Annotated in this window: 18 protein-coding genes and 1 pseudogene; 12 read left to right on the top strand and 7 right to left on the bottom strand. The window is 68.6% G+C overall.

Annotated features, from left to right (window positions below; translation table 11 throughout):
• Window positions 1-10: 10 nt before the first annotated feature.
• Window positions 11-649: a TetR/AcrR family transcriptional regulator gene (locus AC5W7N_RS13770; RefSeq protein WP_228806755.1), complete on the bottom strand. Its 639-nt coding sequence runs from the start codon at window positions 647-649 to the stop codon at window positions 11-13.
• 150 nt (window positions 650-799) lie between these two features.
• Here AC5W7N_RS13770 and AC5W7N_RS13765 point away from each other — a divergent pair, with 150 nt between their 5' ends.
• From AC5W7N_RS13765 to dmpG, 6 genes are read left to right on the top strand one after another with little or no spacing between them, the layout of a single operon-like run.
• The gene (locus AC5W7N_RS13765; protein ID WP_324191386.1) at window positions 800-1669 is read left to right on the top strand and encodes an alpha/beta fold hydrolase; all 870 of its coding nucleotides are present in this window, start codon (window positions 800-802) and stop codon (window positions 1667-1669) included.
• Window positions 1666-2685, top strand: coding sequence for a VOC family protein (locus tag AC5W7N_RS13760; protein WP_194991293.1), 1020 nt, complete (start codon window positions 1666-1668; stop codon window positions 2683-2685). Before AC5W7N_RS13765 ends, AC5W7N_RS13760 begins: the two co-directional genes overlap by 4 nt.
• Complete coding sequence (gene mhpA, locus AC5W7N_RS13755) at window positions 2682-4403, top strand: bifunctional 3-(3-hydroxy-phenyl)propionate/3-hydroxycinnamic acid hydroxylase MhpA (RefSeq protein WP_495923933.1); 1722 nt, start codon at window positions 2682-2684, stop codon at window positions 4401-4403. The genes AC5W7N_RS13760 and mhpA overlap by 4 nt, the downstream gene beginning before the upstream one ends.
• Window positions 4400-5224, top strand: coding sequence for a 2-keto-4-pentenoate hydratase (locus AC5W7N_RS13750; protein ID WP_194991291.1), 825 nt, complete (start codon window positions 4400-4402; stop codon window positions 5222-5224). Before mhpA ends, AC5W7N_RS13750 begins: the two co-directional genes overlap by 4 nt.
• Window positions 5221-6156 carry an acetaldehyde dehydrogenase (acetylating) gene (locus AC5W7N_RS13745; protein ID WP_194991290.1) on the top strand — a complete coding sequence of 312 codons (936 nt, stop codon included), beginning with the start codon at window positions 5221-5223 and terminating at the stop codon, window positions 6154-6156. Before AC5W7N_RS13750 ends, AC5W7N_RS13745 begins: the two co-directional genes overlap by 4 nt.
• Window positions 6153-7184, top strand: coding sequence for a 4-hydroxy-2-oxovalerate aldolase (gene dmpG / locus AC5W7N_RS13740; RefSeq protein ID WP_495923931.1), 1032 nt, complete (start codon window positions 6153-6155; stop codon window positions 7182-7184). Before AC5W7N_RS13745 ends, dmpG begins: the two co-directional genes overlap by 4 nt.
• A gap of 87 nt (window positions 7185-7271) precedes the next feature.
• Here dmpG and AC5W7N_RS13735 read toward each other — a convergent pair whose 3' ends face one another.
• Window positions 7272-7904, bottom strand: coding sequence for a TetR/AcrR family transcriptional regulator (locus tag AC5W7N_RS13735; protein WP_495924116.1), 633 nt, complete (start codon window positions 7902-7904; stop codon window positions 7272-7274).
• A gap of 140 nt (window positions 7905-8044) precedes the next feature.
• Here AC5W7N_RS13735 and AC5W7N_RS13730 point away from each other — a divergent pair, with 140 nt between their 5' ends.
• Both AC5W7N_RS13730 and AC5W7N_RS13725 read left to right on the top strand, forming a co-directional pair.
• On the top strand, window positions 8045-8986 hold the full coding sequence (locus AC5W7N_RS13730) for a metal-dependent hydrolase (RefSeq protein ID WP_194991288.1): 942 nt from the start codon (window positions 8045-8047) through the stop codon (window positions 8984-8986).
• Window positions 8983-10161 carry a hypothetical protein gene (locus tag AC5W7N_RS13725; RefSeq protein WP_495923929.1) on the top strand — a complete coding sequence of 393 codons (1179 nt, stop codon included), beginning with the start codon at window positions 8983-8985 and terminating at the stop codon, window positions 10159-10161. Before AC5W7N_RS13730 ends, AC5W7N_RS13725 begins: the two co-directional genes overlap by 4 nt.
• Window positions 10162-10206: 45 nt before the next feature.
• On the opposite strand, the gene AC5W7N_RS13720 is transcribed toward AC5W7N_RS13725, so the two are convergent.
• On the bottom strand, window positions 10207-10713 hold the full coding sequence (locus AC5W7N_RS13720) for a flavin reductase family protein (protein ID WP_163811032.1): 507 nt from the start codon (window positions 10711-10713) through the stop codon (window positions 10207-10209).
• A gap of 128 nt (window positions 10714-10841) precedes the next feature.
• Here AC5W7N_RS13720 and AC5W7N_RS13715 point away from each other — a divergent pair.
• Window positions 10842-11000: pseudogene (locus AC5W7N_RS13715) on the top strand (cold-shock protein); the annotation flags it as partial.
• Window positions 11001-11113: 113 nt separating this feature from the next.
• Window positions 11114-11281 (top strand): hypothetical protein, encoded by a 168-nt coding sequence (locus tag AC5W7N_RS13710; RefSeq protein WP_495924266.1) that lies wholly within the window; start codon window positions 11114-11116, stop codon window positions 11279-11281.
• Between the two features lie 12 nt (window positions 11282-11293).
• Here AC5W7N_RS13710 and AC5W7N_RS13705 read toward each other — a convergent pair whose 3' ends face one another.
• The 3 genes from AC5W7N_RS13705 to AC5W7N_RS13695 all read right to left on the bottom strand — a co-directional run bounded on the left by AC5W7N_RS13705 (window position 11294) and on the right by AC5W7N_RS13695 (window position 14602).
• Window positions 11294-12829 (bottom strand): lipase maturation factor family protein, encoded by a 1536-nt coding sequence (locus AC5W7N_RS13705; RefSeq protein WP_495923927.1) that lies wholly within the window; start codon window positions 12827-12829, stop codon window positions 11294-11296.
• A gap of 81 nt (window positions 12830-12910) precedes the next feature.
• Window positions 12911-13867 (bottom strand): ferritin-like domain-containing protein, encoded by a 957-nt coding sequence (locus AC5W7N_RS13700; RefSeq protein ID WP_495923925.1) that lies wholly within the window; start codon window positions 13865-13867, stop codon window positions 12911-12913.
• Window positions 13868-13978: 111 nt separating this feature from the next.
• On the bottom strand, window positions 13979-14602 hold the full coding sequence (locus tag AC5W7N_RS13695) for a VldE C-terminal domain-containing protein (RefSeq protein WP_495923923.1): 624 nt from the start codon (window positions 14600-14602) through the stop codon (window positions 13979-13981).
• A gap of 185 nt (window positions 14603-14787) precedes the next feature.
• Between AC5W7N_RS13695 and AC5W7N_RS13690 the strand changes: the two genes are divergently transcribed.
• Both AC5W7N_RS13690 and AC5W7N_RS13685 read left to right on the top strand, forming a co-directional pair.
• Complete coding sequence (locus AC5W7N_RS13690) at window positions 14788-15885, top strand: WD40/YVTN/BNR-like repeat-containing protein (protein ID WP_163811020.1); 1098 nt, start codon at window positions 14788-14790, stop codon at window positions 15883-15885.
• A 4-nt stretch (window positions 15886-15889) separates the two neighbouring features.
• On the top strand, window positions 15890-16162 hold the full coding sequence (locus AC5W7N_RS13685; RefSeq protein ID WP_495923921.1) for a MoaD/ThiS family protein: 273 nt from the start codon (window positions 15890-15892) through the stop codon (window positions 16160-16162).
• A 66-nt stretch (window positions 16163-16228) separates the two neighbouring features.
• On the opposite strand, the gene AC5W7N_RS13680 is transcribed toward AC5W7N_RS13685, so the two are convergent.
• On the bottom strand, window positions 16229-18184 hold the full coding sequence (locus tag AC5W7N_RS13680) for a GMC family oxidoreductase N-terminal domain-containing protein (RefSeq protein WP_495923919.1): 1956 nt from the start codon (window positions 18182-18184) through the stop codon (window positions 16229-16231).
• Between the last annotated feature and the right edge of the window lie 132 nt (window positions 18185-18316).

Genomic DNA, 18316 nt, shown 5'->3' with positions numbered 1-18316 from the left:
CCGGGCGTGGTCAGAGTTCCGGAATCTCGGGTAGCGGGCCGGAGCTGAGGCGTTGGGCGGTCCGTTTGTTCATGCCGAACATGCGAAGCAGCCGGTAGGTCATCTCGTCGGAGAGCGCGTCGGCGTCGGCGGACGGGTCGGCGTCGAGCAGTTGCAGCAACCCCAGCATCGCGCCCCCGGCTGCCATCACGGCCAGGTCCGGATCCATCGGTTCGAAACGGCCGGCCTCCTGGGCCGCGGCGATATCGCGGCGGGCGCGCGGGGCCAGCCCCTCATCACGCATCATCACACCCATGCCGCTGTTGAGCACCACGCGCACCATCTCCGGGATGCGGCGCTGGAGCCGGCCGGTCATCCGGAAGCTCACGGCGAACACTTCGGCCGGATCGTCGTAGCGGGCGACGATGCCGTCGCGCAGCTCGCTGTAGGCCTGGAGCGCGGAGCGCACCGCCTCGTCGAACAGCTGCTCCTTGGAGTCGAAGTGGTTGTAGAAGGAGCCGAAGCCGACGTCGGCGGCGTCGGTGATCTCCTGAATGCTGACCGCCGAGCGCCCCTCGGACAGGAATGTGCGGGCCGCGGCCAGCAGCGCGTTGCGAGTGCGCTCGCGGCGGCGGTCGGTGCGGGTGCGCACGGTCGATTCGCCAGTCATTCTCACCTCTCCCTGCATCTCATCCCGTCGAACCATATCTGAGGGTTTCGTCAGTAGCGATCACCAGTTGTTGATGAAATCATCAGAACACCTTGACAAAGGATTCCATCGTGACTGATGATTTCATCATCAATGGTCTGGAGGTCTCGGGTGACGAACCCTGATATCGGCGTCGAAGCCGGGCGAACGGCCCGGGTCGGCGACCGCGACATCTACTACACCGAATCCGGCTCCGGCCCGGTCGTGGTGCTGCTGCACGGCGGCGGTCCCGGCGCCTCCGGGATGTCGAACTACGCACGCAATGTGGCGTCGCTGGCCGGCCGGTTCCGGGTGATCGTGGCGGACATGCCGGGCTACGGGCGCTCCACCAAACGCATCGATCAGTCCGATCCGTTCGGCGATCTCGCGGCGGCGGTCGGCGGATTGCTCGACGTCCTCGACGTTCCGAGCGCCCATCTGGTCGGCAATTCCTACGGTGGCGCGGCGGCGCTGCGACTGGCCATGGACCGGCCGGAGAAGGTGGATCGGCTGATTCTCATGGGTCCGGGCGGGGTGGGCACCACGCGCGCGCTGCCGACCAAGGGCCTGCAAACGCTGCTCGCCTACTACGGCGGTGCGGGCCCGAGCCGGGAGAAGCTGGCCACGTTCCTGCGGGAATACCTGGTCTACGACGCGAGCGCGATCACCGACGACATGATCGACCGGCGCTACCGGGACAGCATCGATCCCGAGGTGGTCGCGAACCCGCCGCTGCGCCGCCCGTCTGGACCCACCGCGTTGCGCACGCTGTGGCGGATGGACTTCACCCGGGACGCCCGGCTCGCCACGGCGAACCACCCGACCCTGGTGGTGTGGGGCGAGGCCGACCAGGTGAATCGGCCGGCCGGCGCGCGCATGCTGGCCGAACGCATGCCCAACTGCGACGTGTACATGGCAGCGCGCACAGGGCACTGGGTGCAGTGGGAGCGCGCCGATCTGTTCAATGAGCTGGCCGCGGCCTTCCTCGGGGAATCACGATGACCGCCTTCCCGCATCCCGGCTCGGTATTCGGCGCGGTGCATCTCGGCTACCTCGAGGTGCGGTCACAGAGGCTCACCGAGTGGGACCGATTCGGCAGATCGGCCATCGGCCTGCATGTCGACCGGCTCGACGGCGACACGCTGCGGTTCCGGCTCGACGACCGCGCGTGCCGCTTCCTGATCCGGCAGGGCACCGACGAGGACGTGACGGCGATCGGCTGGCAGGTCGACGACCACGAGACCTTCGACCGCATTCTGGCGCGGCTCGCCGATCGCGGCGTGCCGATCCGGGAGGGCACCGGCGGGGAGGCGGCGCTGCGCGGGGTGGAGCGATTGTGGCGGTTTCCCGGCCCGAAGGGCATCGCGACCGAGATCTTCACCACCGCCGTCACCACGGCCGAACCGTTGCGGATGCTCAGCTCCGGCTGGGTGACCGGGGAGGCCGGGATGGGGCATGTGGCGATCGTGTCGCGGGAGCCGGAGGCGATGCACTCCTACTACCGCACGCTGTTCGACTGCAAGCTCTCGGATTTCATCGACGAGAACATCTCCGGGCTGCGGATGCGGATTCGATTTCTGCGGGTCAACGAACGGCATCACTCGATCGCCGTCGCGAATATCCGGGGTATCACGATCGATCCGATCCGCACGCGGGTGCAGCATGTCAATATCCAGTCCGCGACGCTGGACGACATGCTCGCCGCCTACGGCCGGGTCACCGATCTGGGTTTCCGGATGGCGTGGTCGGTCGGGCAGCACACCAATGATCGTGAGCTGTCGTTCTATTGCGTCACGCCCTCGGGATTCGAGCTCGAGGTCGGCTGGAACCCGGTGGTGGTCACGCCCGAACTCGACGCCGCCTGGCAGGCCACGACCTACCAGGGCATCAGCACCTGGGGCCATCACACCGTCTCGGCAGGTCCGCTGGAGCGGCTTGCCCAGCTGCGCACCGCGGCCGCACGCCTGCGCACACCGGAGATCATTGTTCCCGAACTCACCGGAAGTACAGCCAGATGAACGAATTCGATCATGAGGTGGTGATCGTCGGCCTCGGTCCCACCGGCCTGACGCTGGCCAATCTGCTCGGTCGCCATGGCATCGATGCCCTGGTCCTCGAACGCGAGCCGGAGTACTACGGGCTCGCGCGCGCGGTCTACACCGACGACGAATGCCTGCGGATCTTCCAGACCGCAGGCGTCGCCGACGAGATCCACGCCGAGATGAACCTCGATTCCACCGTGCAATGGGTACGCGGAGATGGACGGGTCCTGGCCCAGTTCAACCAGATCGAACGGCCGTTGAGCTGGCCGGTCACCAACTTTCTCTACCAGCCCTATCTGGAGAACAGCCTCGAGCGCGCGCTCGAGCGGTATCCGCACGTCACGGTGCGCCGCGGCCGTGCGGTCACCGGCTTCGAGCAGGACCGCGCCGGTGTGGTCGTCGAGCACGCCGAATGCCTCGGCACCGGGTACGGCCGGCATCCGGCCGAACTCGCACCGGGCAGCACCGAGCGAGTGCGGGCGAAGTTCCTGGTCGGCTGCGATGGCGGTCGCTCGGTGGTGCGCACCCAGCTCGGAATCGACATGTCCGGCACCAGCTTCCCGGAACGCTGGCTGGTGGTCGACCTGAGGGCACGCGACGGCGTCGACGCGTTCCGGCACCTGCCGTACTTCGACTTCGTGTGCGATCCGGAACTGCCGATCGTGTCCTGCCCACAACCGGACCGCCACCACCGCTTCGAGTTCATGCTGCGAGCGGATCAGACCGGGCAGGAGATGGAGGACCCGCAAACGGTGCGCCGCCACATCGCCCGCTACGTCGATCCCGACGAGGTCGAGGTGCTGCGCAAGCTCGTCTACACCTTCAACGCCGTGGTCGCCGACCGCTGGCGCGCGGACCGGATCCTGATCGCGGGCGACGCCGCGCACATGACTCCGCAGTTCATCGGCCAGGGCATGAATTCCGGTGTGCGCGATGCGGACAACCTGTCCTGGAAACTCGCCGCGATCCTGCGTTTCGGGGCCGATCCGGCGATTCTGGACAGCTACGAAAGCGAACGCCGGCCGCATGCGAAGGCGATGATCGACCTGTCGGTAGTGAACAAGAACGTGGTTTCCCTGCGTAATCGGAGACTCGCCGCGGTGCGCGACGCGCTTCTCGCGACCACGGTGCGGATGCCCGGTCTCGGCGGCTGGATCCGCCAGGCCAAGTTCAAGCCTGCACCACGTTTCCGTCGCGGCGCCTACCTCGGCCTGCCGCGCCGGGGGCTGCGCGGCATCGAGGGCGGGTTGTCGCCGCAGCCGCAGGTCCGCAGCTACGACGGACGTCACAGCCGCCTCGACGACCATCTCGGCCTCGGATTCGCCGTGCTCGGTTACGGCACCGATCCGCGCGGCGCCTTCACCGCCACCGACCTGGACGTGCTGCGCGCGCTCGACACGCGGTTCGTCTCGGTGTACCCGCTCGGCGGACGTCCGCGGGGCAAGCCGGGCGACGGTCGCGACGACGTGGTCGACCTCGAAGACCACACCGGCGCGCTGATGCGCTGGTTCGGCACCGCGAAGCTGCGACCGGGCGGAGTGGTGCTGATGCGCCCGGACCGGTTCGTCTTCGGCGCCGCCACACCGGAACGGACCGGTGAGCTCGTCGCGGCGCTGCGACGGCAACTGCACCTGTCCGCCACTATTTCCGACCGGGAGCCCGCCGAGTCCATCCGCGCAGAGGAGAACCGATGAGTTCGACCGTGGCCCGATACCCCGTCGGCCCCACCGTCCTGGCCGCCGCCGAACGCCTGTACGCTGCCACCAGGACGGGAGTGCCCACATCGCCGGTGCGCGACCTGATCGGCAGCGATGACGTGGCGGCGGCTTACACGGTGCAAACCCTCGGAGTGCGGCGCAGGCGCGCGGCCGGGGCTCGGGTGGTGGGGCGCAAGATCGGGCTGACCTCCCCCGCCGTACAACAGCAGCTCGGCGTGGACCAGCCCGATTTCGGCGTGCTCTTCGCCGATATGCAGGTTCCGCAGACCCCGGCCGCACTACGGCCTCCGCTGCTGCAACCGAAAGTGGAAGCCGAGCTCGCCTTCGTGCTCGCCGCCGATCTCGACCGCGACGATCTGGATGCGCACAGCGTGCGCGAGGCGATCGACCATGCGGTGGCGGCACTCGAGATCGTCGACAGCCGCATCGCGCACTGGGACATCAGTTTCGGTGACACGGTCGCAGACAACGCATCGAGCGGCTGGTTCACCCTCGGGCAGCCCGCCCTGACGCTGAGCGAGTTCGAACCGCGCGAGATCGCCATGCGGATGAGCGTGGACGGCACGCTGGTCTCCGAAGGAACCGGTGCGGACTGTCTCGGGGATCCGCTCGTGGCGCTGGCCTGGCTGGCGCGCGCCGCCCGTGAGTTCGGTGATCCGCTGCGAGCCGGGGACATCGTGTTATCCGGTGCGCTGGGACCGATGGCGGCACTGTGTCCGGGCACCCTGGTCCGCGCGGAGATCGGCCGCGGCGCCGAGGTCGTCAGCTCCGTCGAATTCACCTGGGAGAACGCATGAGTCGTACGAAGGTCGCCGTGATCGGGTCCGGCAATATCGGCACCGATCTGATGATCAAGGTGCTGCGTCTGTCGCAGCGGCTCGAGATGGGTGCCATGGTCGGAATCGACCCCGAATCCGATGGGCTCGCTCGCGCCGTGCGCCTCGGCGTACCGGCCACCGCCGACGGGGTGCAGGGGTTGATCGCCATGCCAGGGTTCGACGACATCGAGATCGTCTTCGACGCCACTTCCGCTCGCGCCCATCACGTCAATGCCGCCGCATTGGCCCCGTACGGTAAACGGTTGATCGACCTGACCCCCGCCGCACTCGGACCGTTCGTGGTCCCGCCGGTGAACCTGGCCGCCCACCTCGACGCCGCCGACGTCAATATGGTGACCTGCGGCGGGCAGGCCACTATCCCGATCGTGGCCGCCATCAGCCGCGTCACCGAGGTGCCCTACGCGGAGATCGTCGCCAGTATCGCCTCGAAATCCGCGGGCCCTGGCACCCGCGCCAACATCGATGAGTTCACCGAGACCACCAGCGCCGCCATCGCGGCGGTCGGTGGTGCGCGGCGCGGCCGGGCGATCATCGTGCTCAATCCGGCCGACCCGCCGCTGATCATGCGCGACACCGTGCTCGCGCTGATCAACGACACCGATGGTGGTGCACCGCAACGGATTCGGGAATCGGTGCGGGAGATGACCGATGCCGTCGCGGCCTATGTGCCCGGCTACCGGCTCGTGCAGGACATCCAGATCAGCGAGGTCGGCTCGGATGTGCGCACGCTCGTCGGCGCCGACCCGGTGACCCATCAGGTGTCGGTGTTCCTGGAAGTCGAAGGCGCCGCCCACTATCTACCCGCGTATGCGGGCAACCTCGACATCATGACCTCGGCCGCCCTGCGCGTGGCCGAGCAGCTCACCGCCGCACCGGAGCCGACCCGATGACCACCGTCTTTCTCCAGGACGTCACGCTGCGCGACGGCATGCACGCGCTGCGGCACCGCATCACGCCCGAGCGCGTCGCCACCATCGCCGCCGCACTCGACGCCGCCGGGGTGGACGCGGTGGAGGTCGCCCACGGCGACGGGCTGGCCGGCGCCAGCCTCACCTACGGTCCCGGCAGCCATACCGACTGGGAATGGCTGGAAGCCGCCGCAGGCGTGCTGACCTCCGCCCGGTTGACCACCCTGCTGTTACCCGGCGTCGGCACCGTCGCCGATCTGCGGCGCGCCTATGACCTCGGCGTGCGCTCGGTACGGGTGGCCACCCACTGCACCGAAGCCGATATCTCCGCCCAGCACATCGGCCACGCCCGTGACCTCGGCATGGACGTCTCCGGGTTCCTGATGATGAGCCATATGAACACTCCGGCCGGGCTGGCCGAGCAGGCAGCGCTGATGGAATCCTATGGGGCGCACTGTGTTTACGTCACCGATTCCGGTGGCCACCTCACCATGGACGGTATCCGCCGGCGGGTGCGCGCCTACCGCGACGTGCTCGACCCGGCCACCGAGATCGGGGTGCACGCGCATCAGAACCTGTCACTGGCGGTGGCCAACAGTGTCGTCGCCGTCGAGGAGGGCGTCGCCCGCGTCGATGCCTCCCTCGCCGGACTCGGTGCGGGCGCGGGCAATACCCCGCTCGAGGCGTTCGTCGCCGTCGCCGACCTCACCGGCTGGAAGCACGGCGCCGATCTGAACGCGCTCACCGACGCAGCGGACGACCTGATCCGCCCGCTGATCGACCGGCCCGTCCAGGTCGACCGCGAGACGCTCACCCAGGGCTACGCCGGGGTCTACTCCAGCTTCCTGCGGCACGCCGAACGCGCGTCGGCCATCCATGGCGTCGAAGTGCGCGCCCTGCTCACCGAAGCCGGACGACGCGGACTGGTGGGCGGGCAGGAAGACCTGATCGTCGACATCGCCCTGAACCTGAGTTCGGCGGCCGGCTGCGGCAACCCACCACCTGAGTGAGACCGGTTTCCAACTCGCACACGTCGGCGGCACCGCTCCGCCGGCTCCCCCGGCCGGGCTTGCCGGTACGCGGCTGAGGCCGCCGGGTCAGCCGGGCCGGGCGGCCCGCGTCACGATGTCGCGCTGGGCGGCGATGGCCGAACCCATCCAGCGCCGCAGGTAGGCGCGCAATTCGTGCTCGGTGCGCGGCGGGTTGCCCGGGGACACCAGGAACGAGTGCATGGTGCGGAGGACGAATTCGACCAGTTCTTCCAGGGCGGGTTCGTCGTAGCCGTGGCGGGCCCAGTCGACGTCGAAGCGGTGGATCATCGTCATACCGAACAACTTGGCCTGTACCGAGGTCATGCTGTCGGGGTCGATGGTCGAGTACGAGCTCGTCAGCACGATGGCCAGGTGCGGGGTGCGGCGCACGTCGGCCAGGGTGAACAGGGCGGCTTCGGTCATCGCCTCGGCCGGATCGTCCAGGCCGGCGACGTGGGCGGCCAGCCGGTCGAGGAATCCGTCGACCGAGGCGACGGCGGCTGCCGTCAGCAGCGATTCGGCGCTGGGGAAATAGCGGTAGACGGTCTGGCGGATGACTCCGAGGGCGTCGGCGACATCGGCGATGCTGACCGCCGCACCGGTGCGGCCGATCAACTCCACCGCGGTGGCGACGATGCGCTGGTGCGCTTCCTCGTCGTCTTTCGGCGGACTCCCGCCCCATCCGCGTCTGCGCGCCACCGAGCGGACATTACCACCGCCGTGTCCGGGTCCGGTGATCTTCACAAAGTAATCATACAAGCGGATGCTTGGTTGTATGGTTACGTGCAGAGCGCTGCTCCGCGCAGCGACCGCCCCATCCCCGACGCGAGGTACTCCCTGTGACGAATGTGCAGCCCCGAAAGATGGATTTCGGATTCGAGGACGCGGATGTCCCGTTCCTGTGGAACCCGCAGAACCCGGCCTGGTCGAGCATGTCGAACGCGGTCTCGTTCCTGGCCGTCGGCTTCGAGAAGATGATCGTGAAGCTGATCATGCAGCTCAAGCCGGTATTCACCGACCCGGAGGTGGCCGCGGAAGCCACCGCCTTCATGCGCCAGGAAGGCCATCACTCGACCGCGCACCGTCAGCACGTCAAGGCGCTGATCAAGAAATATCCCGGGCTGCAGAACACCCTCGACGCGGTGATCGGCGAGTTCGATCTGCTCACCGAGGCCACCTCACAGAACTACCGGCTCGCCTACACCGCCGACCTGGAGGCCACCTTCACGCCGGTGTTCAAGCTGATGCTCGACAACGAGGACACCCTGTTCCGCCCCGGTGACGACAGAGTGGCCTCGCTGTTCATCTGGCACTTCGTCGAGGAGGTCGAGCACCGCAGTTCCGCGCTGATCCTGTTCAACGCCGTGGTCGGCGACGAGCTCTACCGGATGCGGATGGCGCCATCGATCTTCGCGCACGTGATGAAGGTAATCCGGATCGCCTGCATGGGCTTCAACCAGCATGTCCCGCTCGCGGACCGCCAGGTCGACGCCATGGCCATGTTCGCCCGCCACCGTGCGAAGCAGAAGGTGCTGACGTTCTTCGCGCCATACCTGACCAAGGGCCCGATGCCGCGCGCGTTCGACGGACTGCCACGCAAGGAACAGCTCACCGCACTGGCCGGTGTGTTCCGCAGCCAGATGCCCAAGCACGACCCGACCCACGAGAACCTGCCCGAACTGGCCGACCGGTGGTTCGCCCGCTATGACGCCGGCTACGACTGCACCCGCTGGTACACCGCGGACCAGAACACCTCCGTCGCCTCGGCGGTGAACTCATGAGCGATCTGTGTACCCCGACCTTCGCCGATCTCGCCGAGCGCATGGGCTTTTCCTGCGCGGAGACCGGCGGGCTGGTCGAGTTCCGCAATCCCGCCGGGCTGGAGAACTGGACGCTGCTCGCGCTCGAGGTCACCATCGTCCTCGGCTCGGTGCTCGCGCTGCTCTACGCGATCATGCGGCTGCGCAAACACGGTGACCCGACCAACCTGGTGCTCTGGTTCGGCGCCACCGCCTACCTGTTCGTGATCGAACCGCCACTGTATTTCCCCGGCGCGTTCGGCATCGACGAGCATGTGGACACGATGTTCGCGCACAACCTGTTCACCGTGGAATTCCTCTGGGGCAGGCTGCCGCTCTACATCATCGCGATCTATCCGTTCATGGCGACGGTGGCCTTCGAAATCGTGCGGATGCTCGGGATCTTCCGCCGCCACGGCGTGCTGCTCGGTGCGGCGTGCGTCGGTTTCGTGCATCACGCGTTCTACGAGATCTTCGACCACATCGGTCCGCAGCTGCGCTGGTGGGAGTGGTCGCTGGACAACCCCATCAACCAGCCGTTCTTCGATGCGGTGCCGCTGCCGAGCGTGGTGGTGTTCGCCGCACTGTGGCCGATGTCGCTGGCCCTGTGTGTGCAGTACTTCGTGGGCCGCCACGTCGACGCGGGCACGACGTTCACCGGCCCGCAACTGGTGTGGCGCACCGTGGTGATCGGCCTGCTGGCCTCGGTCGGCACGTTCGTCCTGCCGCTGCCCGCCACGATCATCGGGATCGGCAGCGACTCCGTGCGCGGATTCGTCTACGCCGCAGAGCTCGTCGTGCTCTCGGTGGTGGCGGCGGTGCTCATCTACCGGCAGTGGGCGGCGTTGCGCGCGGGCACCACGCGGGCATACGGGTACCGCAATCGATTCGTGCAGGGGTACGCCCTGGTGTATCTGGCCGTGATGGCGTTGCTGTGGGCGTCGGCGTTGCCCGACTTCTTCGGCGCCGTGGACGGCGTGACGGCCGACGGCGACCCGATCGGCAATCTCTGGTACACGATCGGCTGTTTCGTGATCGCCGTTGCTGCCGTCGCGGCCACTTTCACGGTGCCGCAAGCGGAATCGGGCGCCGAGATCCGGGCCGAGCAGGAGACGGCACCGGCGAAGGCGGAAACCTCGGCGACCGAACCCGCCTAGCCGGCAACGGTTCTCGAACGCGCCGCCGCTCGTCGCGACACGTCGTCAGGCTTCATGGCCCGGCGTCAGATCGGCCACTGCCCGAAGGTGCAGCGCCGACGAGGTCGCGGTGGGCGGCGGCGCCGTCGCGGTCATCGGCTCGAGCAGATGACCGACATGATCGCCGAAATCACTACGGGCGATGACCCGCCCGGCGAACCAGCCGGCCGCCCCGTCGAGGATCGGCAAGCCGTGCGGGCCGCCGGACCACGCGCACCGCGCGAACTTGTCGGTGGAATCTCCCGTCGTCGACCCGAACAGACGCGCCAGATCGAACTGGTCGCCGGTGAGCAGATGCACGGCGAGATATCCCGCGCGGCGGGCGATCCGGTAGGTGTGATTGTTCTTCGACACCGCCACCAGAAACCGGCGCGGCGTGATGCCGACCTGGCCGGCGAAGCCGACCAGACAGCCGGCCCTTCGACCGTCGGCGACGGTGGTGACCACCCACATCGGACTGTCCGCGGCGGCGATGAGCGCATCGAACGCCTCGTCGACCTCTTCGTGCGACATCACGCCTCCTGCCCGCTCGCAGCGTCCGGCCCCGGCGCAACGATAACGCCCCTGCCGCAGCACATGTCGGATGTCGCGGGCGCCGCACCGACTTGAAACTCCGCTGACCCGAGTGCTATAAGAAATCTATGTCGGATGGCATAGGTTATCTGTGGCGGCACGGCACTGTGGCCTGGTTCAACGCGGAGAAGGGATTCGGGTTCCTCTCCCCCGATGACGGCACCGAGGCGGTCTTCGTCGATTTCTCCGCGATCGAGACCACCGGCTACAAGACCCTGTCCGCCGGACAGCCCGTCGTTTTCACCACCACGCACACCCGCAGCGGTCCCGAAGCTGTGCAGGTTCGCCCGTACACGCGGTCACCGCACCGTCCGCACCGATCCCGGCCGGAAGGAATCCGATGGCACCACAGCACGCGCACCACTACATCCTCACCTTTCTCGCCTGCCTCACCGTCCTCGCTACCCTCGGTACCGCACCGGTGATCCTGATCGGGCTCAGCCTGCTGGCCGCCACGGCGATGCTGGTCGCGCTGGTCGTCGATACCGGGGCGTCGACCGGCCATTAGCGGCGATGCCGATCAGCGGCGGGGTGGGCGCGGCCGCTTGTCACGACTGGAGTCGCGGCTTCCGGCGGTCCGGCCGGACTCCTGCTCGCCCTCGGCGGAGGCGCGCGCGTCCGCTGCGGCCTGGCGGGTGCTGAGCAGGGCGGCCGGCGGCATGTACTCGTCGATCAGCTCGCGCGACCACCATGCCCCGGTGCGGCGCCGTTCCGCGAAGGAAGTGAACCGGTAGAGGTACAGCAGGGCGCGCACGTACTTCGGCGGTCGCCGCGGGAACGGATTGGCGCCGAGGAGCCGCAGCGTCGCCGGATCGCCGTGCAGCAGGTGGACCATCAGGTTCAGGAACCAGGTTTCGGCGTAGCGGTTCGACATCGCCGCGAACCACATCATCCAATCCAGCCGCAGGTGATACGGCGCCACCTGGCGCGGGCGCCGGGTCGGCGTGCCGGGTTTGCCCTTGAACTCGTAGGGCTTCCAGGTGGGATCGGCGTCGGGGTCGTCATCGGTGCCTTCGATCACGATCTCGAACCGGGTGCGGGTGATGTGGCCGAACAGGCCGTAGGTGTTGCCGAGGTAGAAGCGGTTGAACGCGGCATTCATCACCTGGTCGCGCGAGGCCATATTGCGCACGGGCGCCCAGCTCGCGGCCACCATCACCACGGCGACCACCGTCACGAGGACGGTGAACCAGACCGGCCCATCCGCGGCCGGGGCCGGCTCGACCGGCAGGATCGCGTTCAGCAACCGGCCATCGAGGGCGAGGGTGGCCAGGGTGATCGTCAGCAGATTCAGCCACGCGAAATTGCCGCTGACCATCAGCCACAGCTGGGTCACGATGATGATCACCGCCGACACCGACGCGATCGGCTGCGGGCACAGCAGCCCGAACGGCACGATCAGCTGCGCGACATGGTTTCCCACCACTTCCAGGCGATGCATCGGCTTGGGCAGATGGTGGAAGTACCAGCTGAACCGGTTCGGCAGCGGCTGGGTCTCGTGGTGGTAGTACAGGGCGGTGCGGTTACGCCAGGCCGGATCATTGCGGATCTTGATCAGGCCCGCGCCGACCTCGAGCCGCACCAGCACCCAGCGCAGCAGCAACACCACCAGGATCGGCGGCGCGGTGCCGGCGTTTCCCAGGAAGATCGCCAGGAACCCGACTTCCAGCAGCAGCATCTCCCACACGAAGCCGTAGAACACCCGCCCGGCGTGCACGAAGGATAGATACAGCACCCACAGGGCCGCCCAGATCGCCATGGCCACCGGCAGCGCGACGACATCGAGCACACCGGCCACCACGGCCGCGGACAACGCGACGCCCAGCCCGGCCAGCGCCACCGCCATCCGATCGGAGTAGTGCAGCTGGAACAGGCTGGGCGCGCGCCGGAAGCCCGCCGCCCGCAGATACCGGCGCGCCGGAAGCAATCCATGGTCGCCGCACAGCGCCCGGAACTGGGCCAGCGTCGATAGGAAGGCGACCAGGTACACCAGCCCGAGCAGTCGCTCGAAGATCAGCCGGGCCAGTATGTAACCGGAGTCGTACAACCCGAACATCGCGCCGATCGCCTCGGTTCGACCTCACCGTCTGTGAAGGAAAACACCTGATCGGGCGGTGTTCTTCCGGAACGCCGCCACTCAGGTGATGCCGGTGACCTCCTGCGCGATCCCGGCCAGCCGGGTCTGGGCGGCCGAGACCACACCCTGGCGGTTCTTGTTCGCCTCCTCATAGGCCACGACCGCGCGCACATCGGCCGGATCGGTCAGCTCCTTGATCGCGGCCACCGCCTCGCCGACGTTCAGCTCGTCGTAGTCCGCGATCGGTAGCTCCTCCGGTTCGAGGGTTCCGGTGACGGCACGCAGTGAGTGCACGGCATCGGCGGCCGACTCGGCACCTTCACGCCGGACCACCCGCTCGGCGGTTTCCAGCGCCGCGTCCCGCGAGGCGGTGAGCGTCTTGACGGCGACGTCACCGGCGTGCGCGCCCTGCGCGAGCAGATCGCCGAGCGCGGGCGGAGTCGCGCGGACGGTGTCCACCACGCGGTCCAGGCTGCGGGCCGACCAGGTGACCGGCAGGTTGACCAGTTTGACCGCGGTGCCCGCGGCCGCCTGGAGCGGGGTGCGGCGCAGCGCGGCGGGGCCGCCGAGGGCGTCCTCGGCCAGCACGGTGGTGAGCCAGTCGACGGTCGCCGAATGGGCGGTGATCAGCCGGTCGGCCAGGGACTCGATGTCGGGGAGTTTGTCGGCGGTGGCGAGGGCCTTGATGTAGCGGGCCCGGTCGAGCAGCTGGTGTTCGAGGGTCAGATCACCGAGCAGCGCTTCCTCGAACGGCTGAGCCTGTTCGACCATCGCCTTGATCGCGGCGCCCGCGCGGCCGAGGAACGGGCCGATCAGCGGTGGCACACCACCGAGTTCGCGCACGGCGGCCTCGATGGCCTCGGCGCGGGCGCGGGCATTGTCGGCGTTCTCGGACAGTTCGCGATGCACCGCCTCGGTGCGGGCCTGCGCGAGCCGGGTTTCGGCGATCTGGATTTCGGTGTTGGTCAAGTCGAGGACAGCGCGAAGCTGCGCCAGAAGAGTTGCGGTGTTGCTCATGCGGGTCTCGTCCCTTTCGGAATATCCGGTATGGGTCGGCGCGACGCTGCACCGTTACCGGGACTACCCCGGTCCGCCGAGCAGTAACAGGCGTTCCCGCAGCCCGCGGGATCAGCAGATCAGGTTCACATCCGCGGAGGGTGCGAAGGACACGTGCACGTGGTCGTAGTGGTTGGCGGTGGCGCTGCCGCGGTCTTCCATGAACGACCAGCCGCTGCCGTCGTTGTAGCGCTGCTGCCAGATCACGTAGGTGACGCCGAAGCGCTCCTTGTTCGCGAGCACGAAGTTCGCGATCGCGTCACCGTGTGCTCGATCGGAGGTCATGAAGTCCAGCGCCAGGCCGGCGCCATGGTCGTCGTTACCGCGGCCGATCGCTCCGCCGATGTCGGCGACGGCGAAGGTCTTACCGATCAGATTGCCCACTTGCGCCACGTGCGGTAGTGCGCCGGCGAGCACCGATGGGCACGGTGTGTGCTGGCTCGCCGACTTGGCCATCAGGGCCGGATCGGCGGCGGCCACCTGGTGGACCGGAGCGGGGGCAGGCAGGGTGGGCGCGGCCGCCGGTGCCGGATTCCTGGCGGGCTCCGGCCGGGCATCGGCGACGGGCGCGGGCTGCGCGGCCTGCGTCGATCCCATCTCCACCGACACGATGCCGATAACCGTGGCCGCGACGCCGCAGACGGCCAGGGGCGCGAGTTTTCGGGTTGCGGCCGGTTTGCGATGTTGACCGGGCATGAAACTCGACCACCGCCTACTCTCGGGAACAGATCACGGCTAGATTACGAAACCATCGCGGAAATGTCACGTCGGACGCGCCGGTGCGGTCGCGGGTGTCGCCTCGATCCGTTTCGGACTGGTTCCGGCGCGCCCGGGAGTACGCTCACACCCGTCGGCGTGGCGGTGACCCTCGGAGGTCGGCTATGGACGTGATGCTCGGAATCGGAACGCGCAAGGGCCTGTTCCTGGCGCGCAGTACCGACGGCCGGTCGAGCTGGGAGGTGAGCACCCCGCAGTTCCCGGTCGCCGACGTGAAGGCGCTGGCCATCGACACCCGTGGCCGGCGCCCGCGCCTGATCACCGGCGTGCTGAACAGCCATTTCGGGCCGACCATGGTGTCGAGCGACGATCTCGGCGAGACCTGGACCGAGCCGGACGACGCACCGCTGGCGTTCCCGGAGGACACCGGAGCAGCACTGGAAGGGGTGTGGCAGATCGCACCGGCCACCGCCGCGGAACCGGACGTGGTGTACGCGGGAGTGGAACCGGCGGCGTTGTTCCGATCCACCGACGGCGGACGGACATTCGAGCTGGTCCGGGGCTTGTGGGAGCATCCGCATCGGCCGCAGTGGCAGCCCGGCGGCGGCGGACTCGCACTGCACACGGTGCTCGCGCATCCATCCGACACCCGGCGGCTCGCCGTAGCCATCTCCACCGGCGGCGTCTACCAGAGCGATGACGGCGGCGCGTCGTGGACACCGACGAACAAGGGTGTGGCCGCCGACTTCATGCCGGACGAGGTGCCGGAGTGGGGCCAATGCGTGCACAAGGTCGCTCGCGACGCCGAAACCCCGAGCACGCTGTATCTACAGAATCACGGCGGCGTGTTCCGCAGCGTCGACGACGGCATCAGCTGGCAGCGCATCGACGCCGGGCTGCCGCCGTCCAATTTCGGTTTCCCGATCGTCGCGCATCCGCGCCGGGCCGGCGTGATCTACACCTTCCCGCTGGACGCGGAGATGGAACGGTTCCGTTTCCCGCCGGACGCGCGCTGCGCGGTCTACCGCAGCGAGGACGGCGGCGACACCTGGTCCGCGCAGACCGACGGCCTGCCGCAGGTGCCGTTCTGGGCGGCGGTCATGCGTGACGCCATGTGCGCCGACGACGCCGACCCGACCGGCATCTATATCGGCACCCGCAACGGCGAGGTCTATTGCAGCCCCGACGAGGGCGACCACTGGCAGCTCGTGGCCGACAAACTGCCCGACGTGCTGTGCGTGCGCGCCGCGGTGATCGGATAGCGGTATGGCGACCGTCCGGCTGCCGTCGGTGCTGCGTCCGTACGCGGGTGGCGAGCGGGAACTCGAGGTCGACGCGGCGTCGCTGCGTACCCTGCTCGACGATGTGCGCGAGCGGTTCCCCGCGCTGGAGCGCCGGCTGCGCGATGAGAGCGGGCGGTTGCGCCGGTACGTGAATTTCTACGTCGACGGCGACGAGTGCCGCACCCTCGATGGCATCGATACCCCCTTGAAGTCCGGCAGCGAAGTGATGATCATTCCGACGGTAGCCGGCGGATAGCTCACCACCGCAGCCACTTTCGCGCTCCTGCCGCGGGGCAGGGACTCGCCCGGGCGACAGATGTGTTCAGCGCAGTCGAGCGGCCAGGCGGGTGGCGTTCATGTGGGCGATGGCCTCGATGGTCACCATCGGATTGACCCCCGAGGAGGTCGGGAAGCAGGAGGCATCGGCGACGACGATATTCGGCACCTCCCAGGTCGCGCCGTCCGGATCGGTGGCCGAGAGCGCGCGGGAACCACCCATCCGGGCCGAGCCCATGATGTGCAATGCCGCCATCGCGCACTGGCCGGGACCGTAGCCCGCCGCGTCACCGGCGGCGACGAACTCGGCGTGCGAACCGCGCACCCCCGGCTCGTACTCGACACCGGCCTGATGCCCGGAGAAGATGCGCCGCGCGCCCGCCGCTTCGAGAATCTGTGCCGCACCGCCGATCCCGGTGCGCAGGTGAGCGCGGTCGTAATCCGACAGCCGATACGAGACCACCGCTTCGCCGCTGCGGTCGATGCTGACGCTACCGTGGTCGCGGTCGCGGGTGATGACGCCGACGACGCCGGTGTTGGCGAGCTCGAGCATCCTCGCCCGGTGCGCCTCGGCGCCACGCCAGTTCATGAACCCGACCGCGAGCCCCGGCTGCACCGGCCCGGTTTCGTAGATGACGCCGTAGCCGCGTCCATCCAGGTTGTGGTGGTGCCGGCAGATCCGGGCCTGCAATCCGCCCTCCCACGGCCGGATCTGCTCGTCGAAGACCCCGTACACGGCAGCGGCCGGATGCAGCCGCAGGTATCGGCCGATGGTGTCGTCGCGCAGGCCGGATCGCCGCAGCAGCGCCGGGGTCTGGATCGCGCCGGCCGCGACCACCACCGCACGGGCTCGCACCTCGATCGCGACGCCGCTGCCGGTCTGCGCCGTAACACCCTCGGCTCGCCCATTTTTCACCTCGATCCGACGCACGTTCGCGTCGACGACCACGCGGGCGCCGCGGCTGGCGGCATCCTGGAGCCAGGTCTTGGTGACCGATTGCTTGGCGCCGAGCCTGCAGCCGTAGCCGCAGCTGCCGCAGTCGGCACCGGCGTCGCAGGCGTCGGAGACGTTGCGCGGCAGGGTGTCGATGTCCCAGCCGAGGGCGGTGGCACCGCGTTCGAGGACGGCGTCGCGGGCCGACAGCGGAGAGCGGTCGCGGTTCACGCCGAGCCGCTGCTGCACCGCGGCCAGGGCGTCGTCGTATTCGGTGGTGGTGAATTGGGGGTCGCCGAGATCCGCCCATTCCGCGCGCACATCATCGGGGGTGGGCAGGGCGGTGCTCCAGTTGACGACGGTGCCGCCGCCCAGGCAGCTGCCCTGGGCGAGGGTGAGCTGGCCTTCGCTGGTGGCCTGCGGGCCGGGAGCGTACAACCGCAGCAGGCCGTCCATTTCGCCGCTGCCGAAGTCCCGGTCGTCGTAGTACTCGCCGCGTTCGAGTACCACGACATCGAGGCCGGCCCCGGCCAGGACCGCGGCAGCCGTGCCGCCGCCCGCGCCGGAACCGACAACGACCACGTCACAGTCGAGGGTCGTCGGCTCGGTGGGACGCAGCGGCTCGAGCGCGGGGCCGGTGGCGGCCGGGTGGGGGCCGGGTGGCGCCGGGTAGCCCATCTGCTTCCACAGCGGGTTCTCCCCGGTGGCACCGGGAGTCACGTTGTAGGAGAGCAGCGCCGCCGATTTCAGGGCCTGGAACAGCGTCCGTTTCGCCGCGAATCGGGAGTCGCCGAGCCGCAGCAGCGCCTGCTCGCGCTGCCGCGGTGTGAGGGCCGAAAACCGCCGCGGGCCGCTGCCGGTGAGCACACCGAACAACCGGGAATCCCACAGCGTCAGCAGCGTCATCAGCTGCTTCTTCTCGGCTTCGCGCGGGTTGCGTTCGAGCATCCGCATGACGGTGTCGATCGCGCCGAGTTCGCTCGCGGACGGTAGGTCCTGCCCGTCGCCCGGTGCGAAGGTATCGCAGATCAGAGCGAGCGCCGCGCGCTGCTGTGCCGTCGGCTCCATGAGTGTCCCCTTCGTCTCGCTGGAAGAGTTCTATCACCTGCGCCACACCCTCGTTAACTTAATGCCGATTCTCGAAGCTCGGCCGAACTCGCGACCCGGCGGGACCGACGCATCCGACAGCGCTCGGTGCAC

This window comes from Nocardia sp. CDC519 (assembly GCF_059509835.1).
Note: the sequence above shows the minus strand (reverse complement) of the source record. Positions and strands in the feature narration are given on the sequence as shown.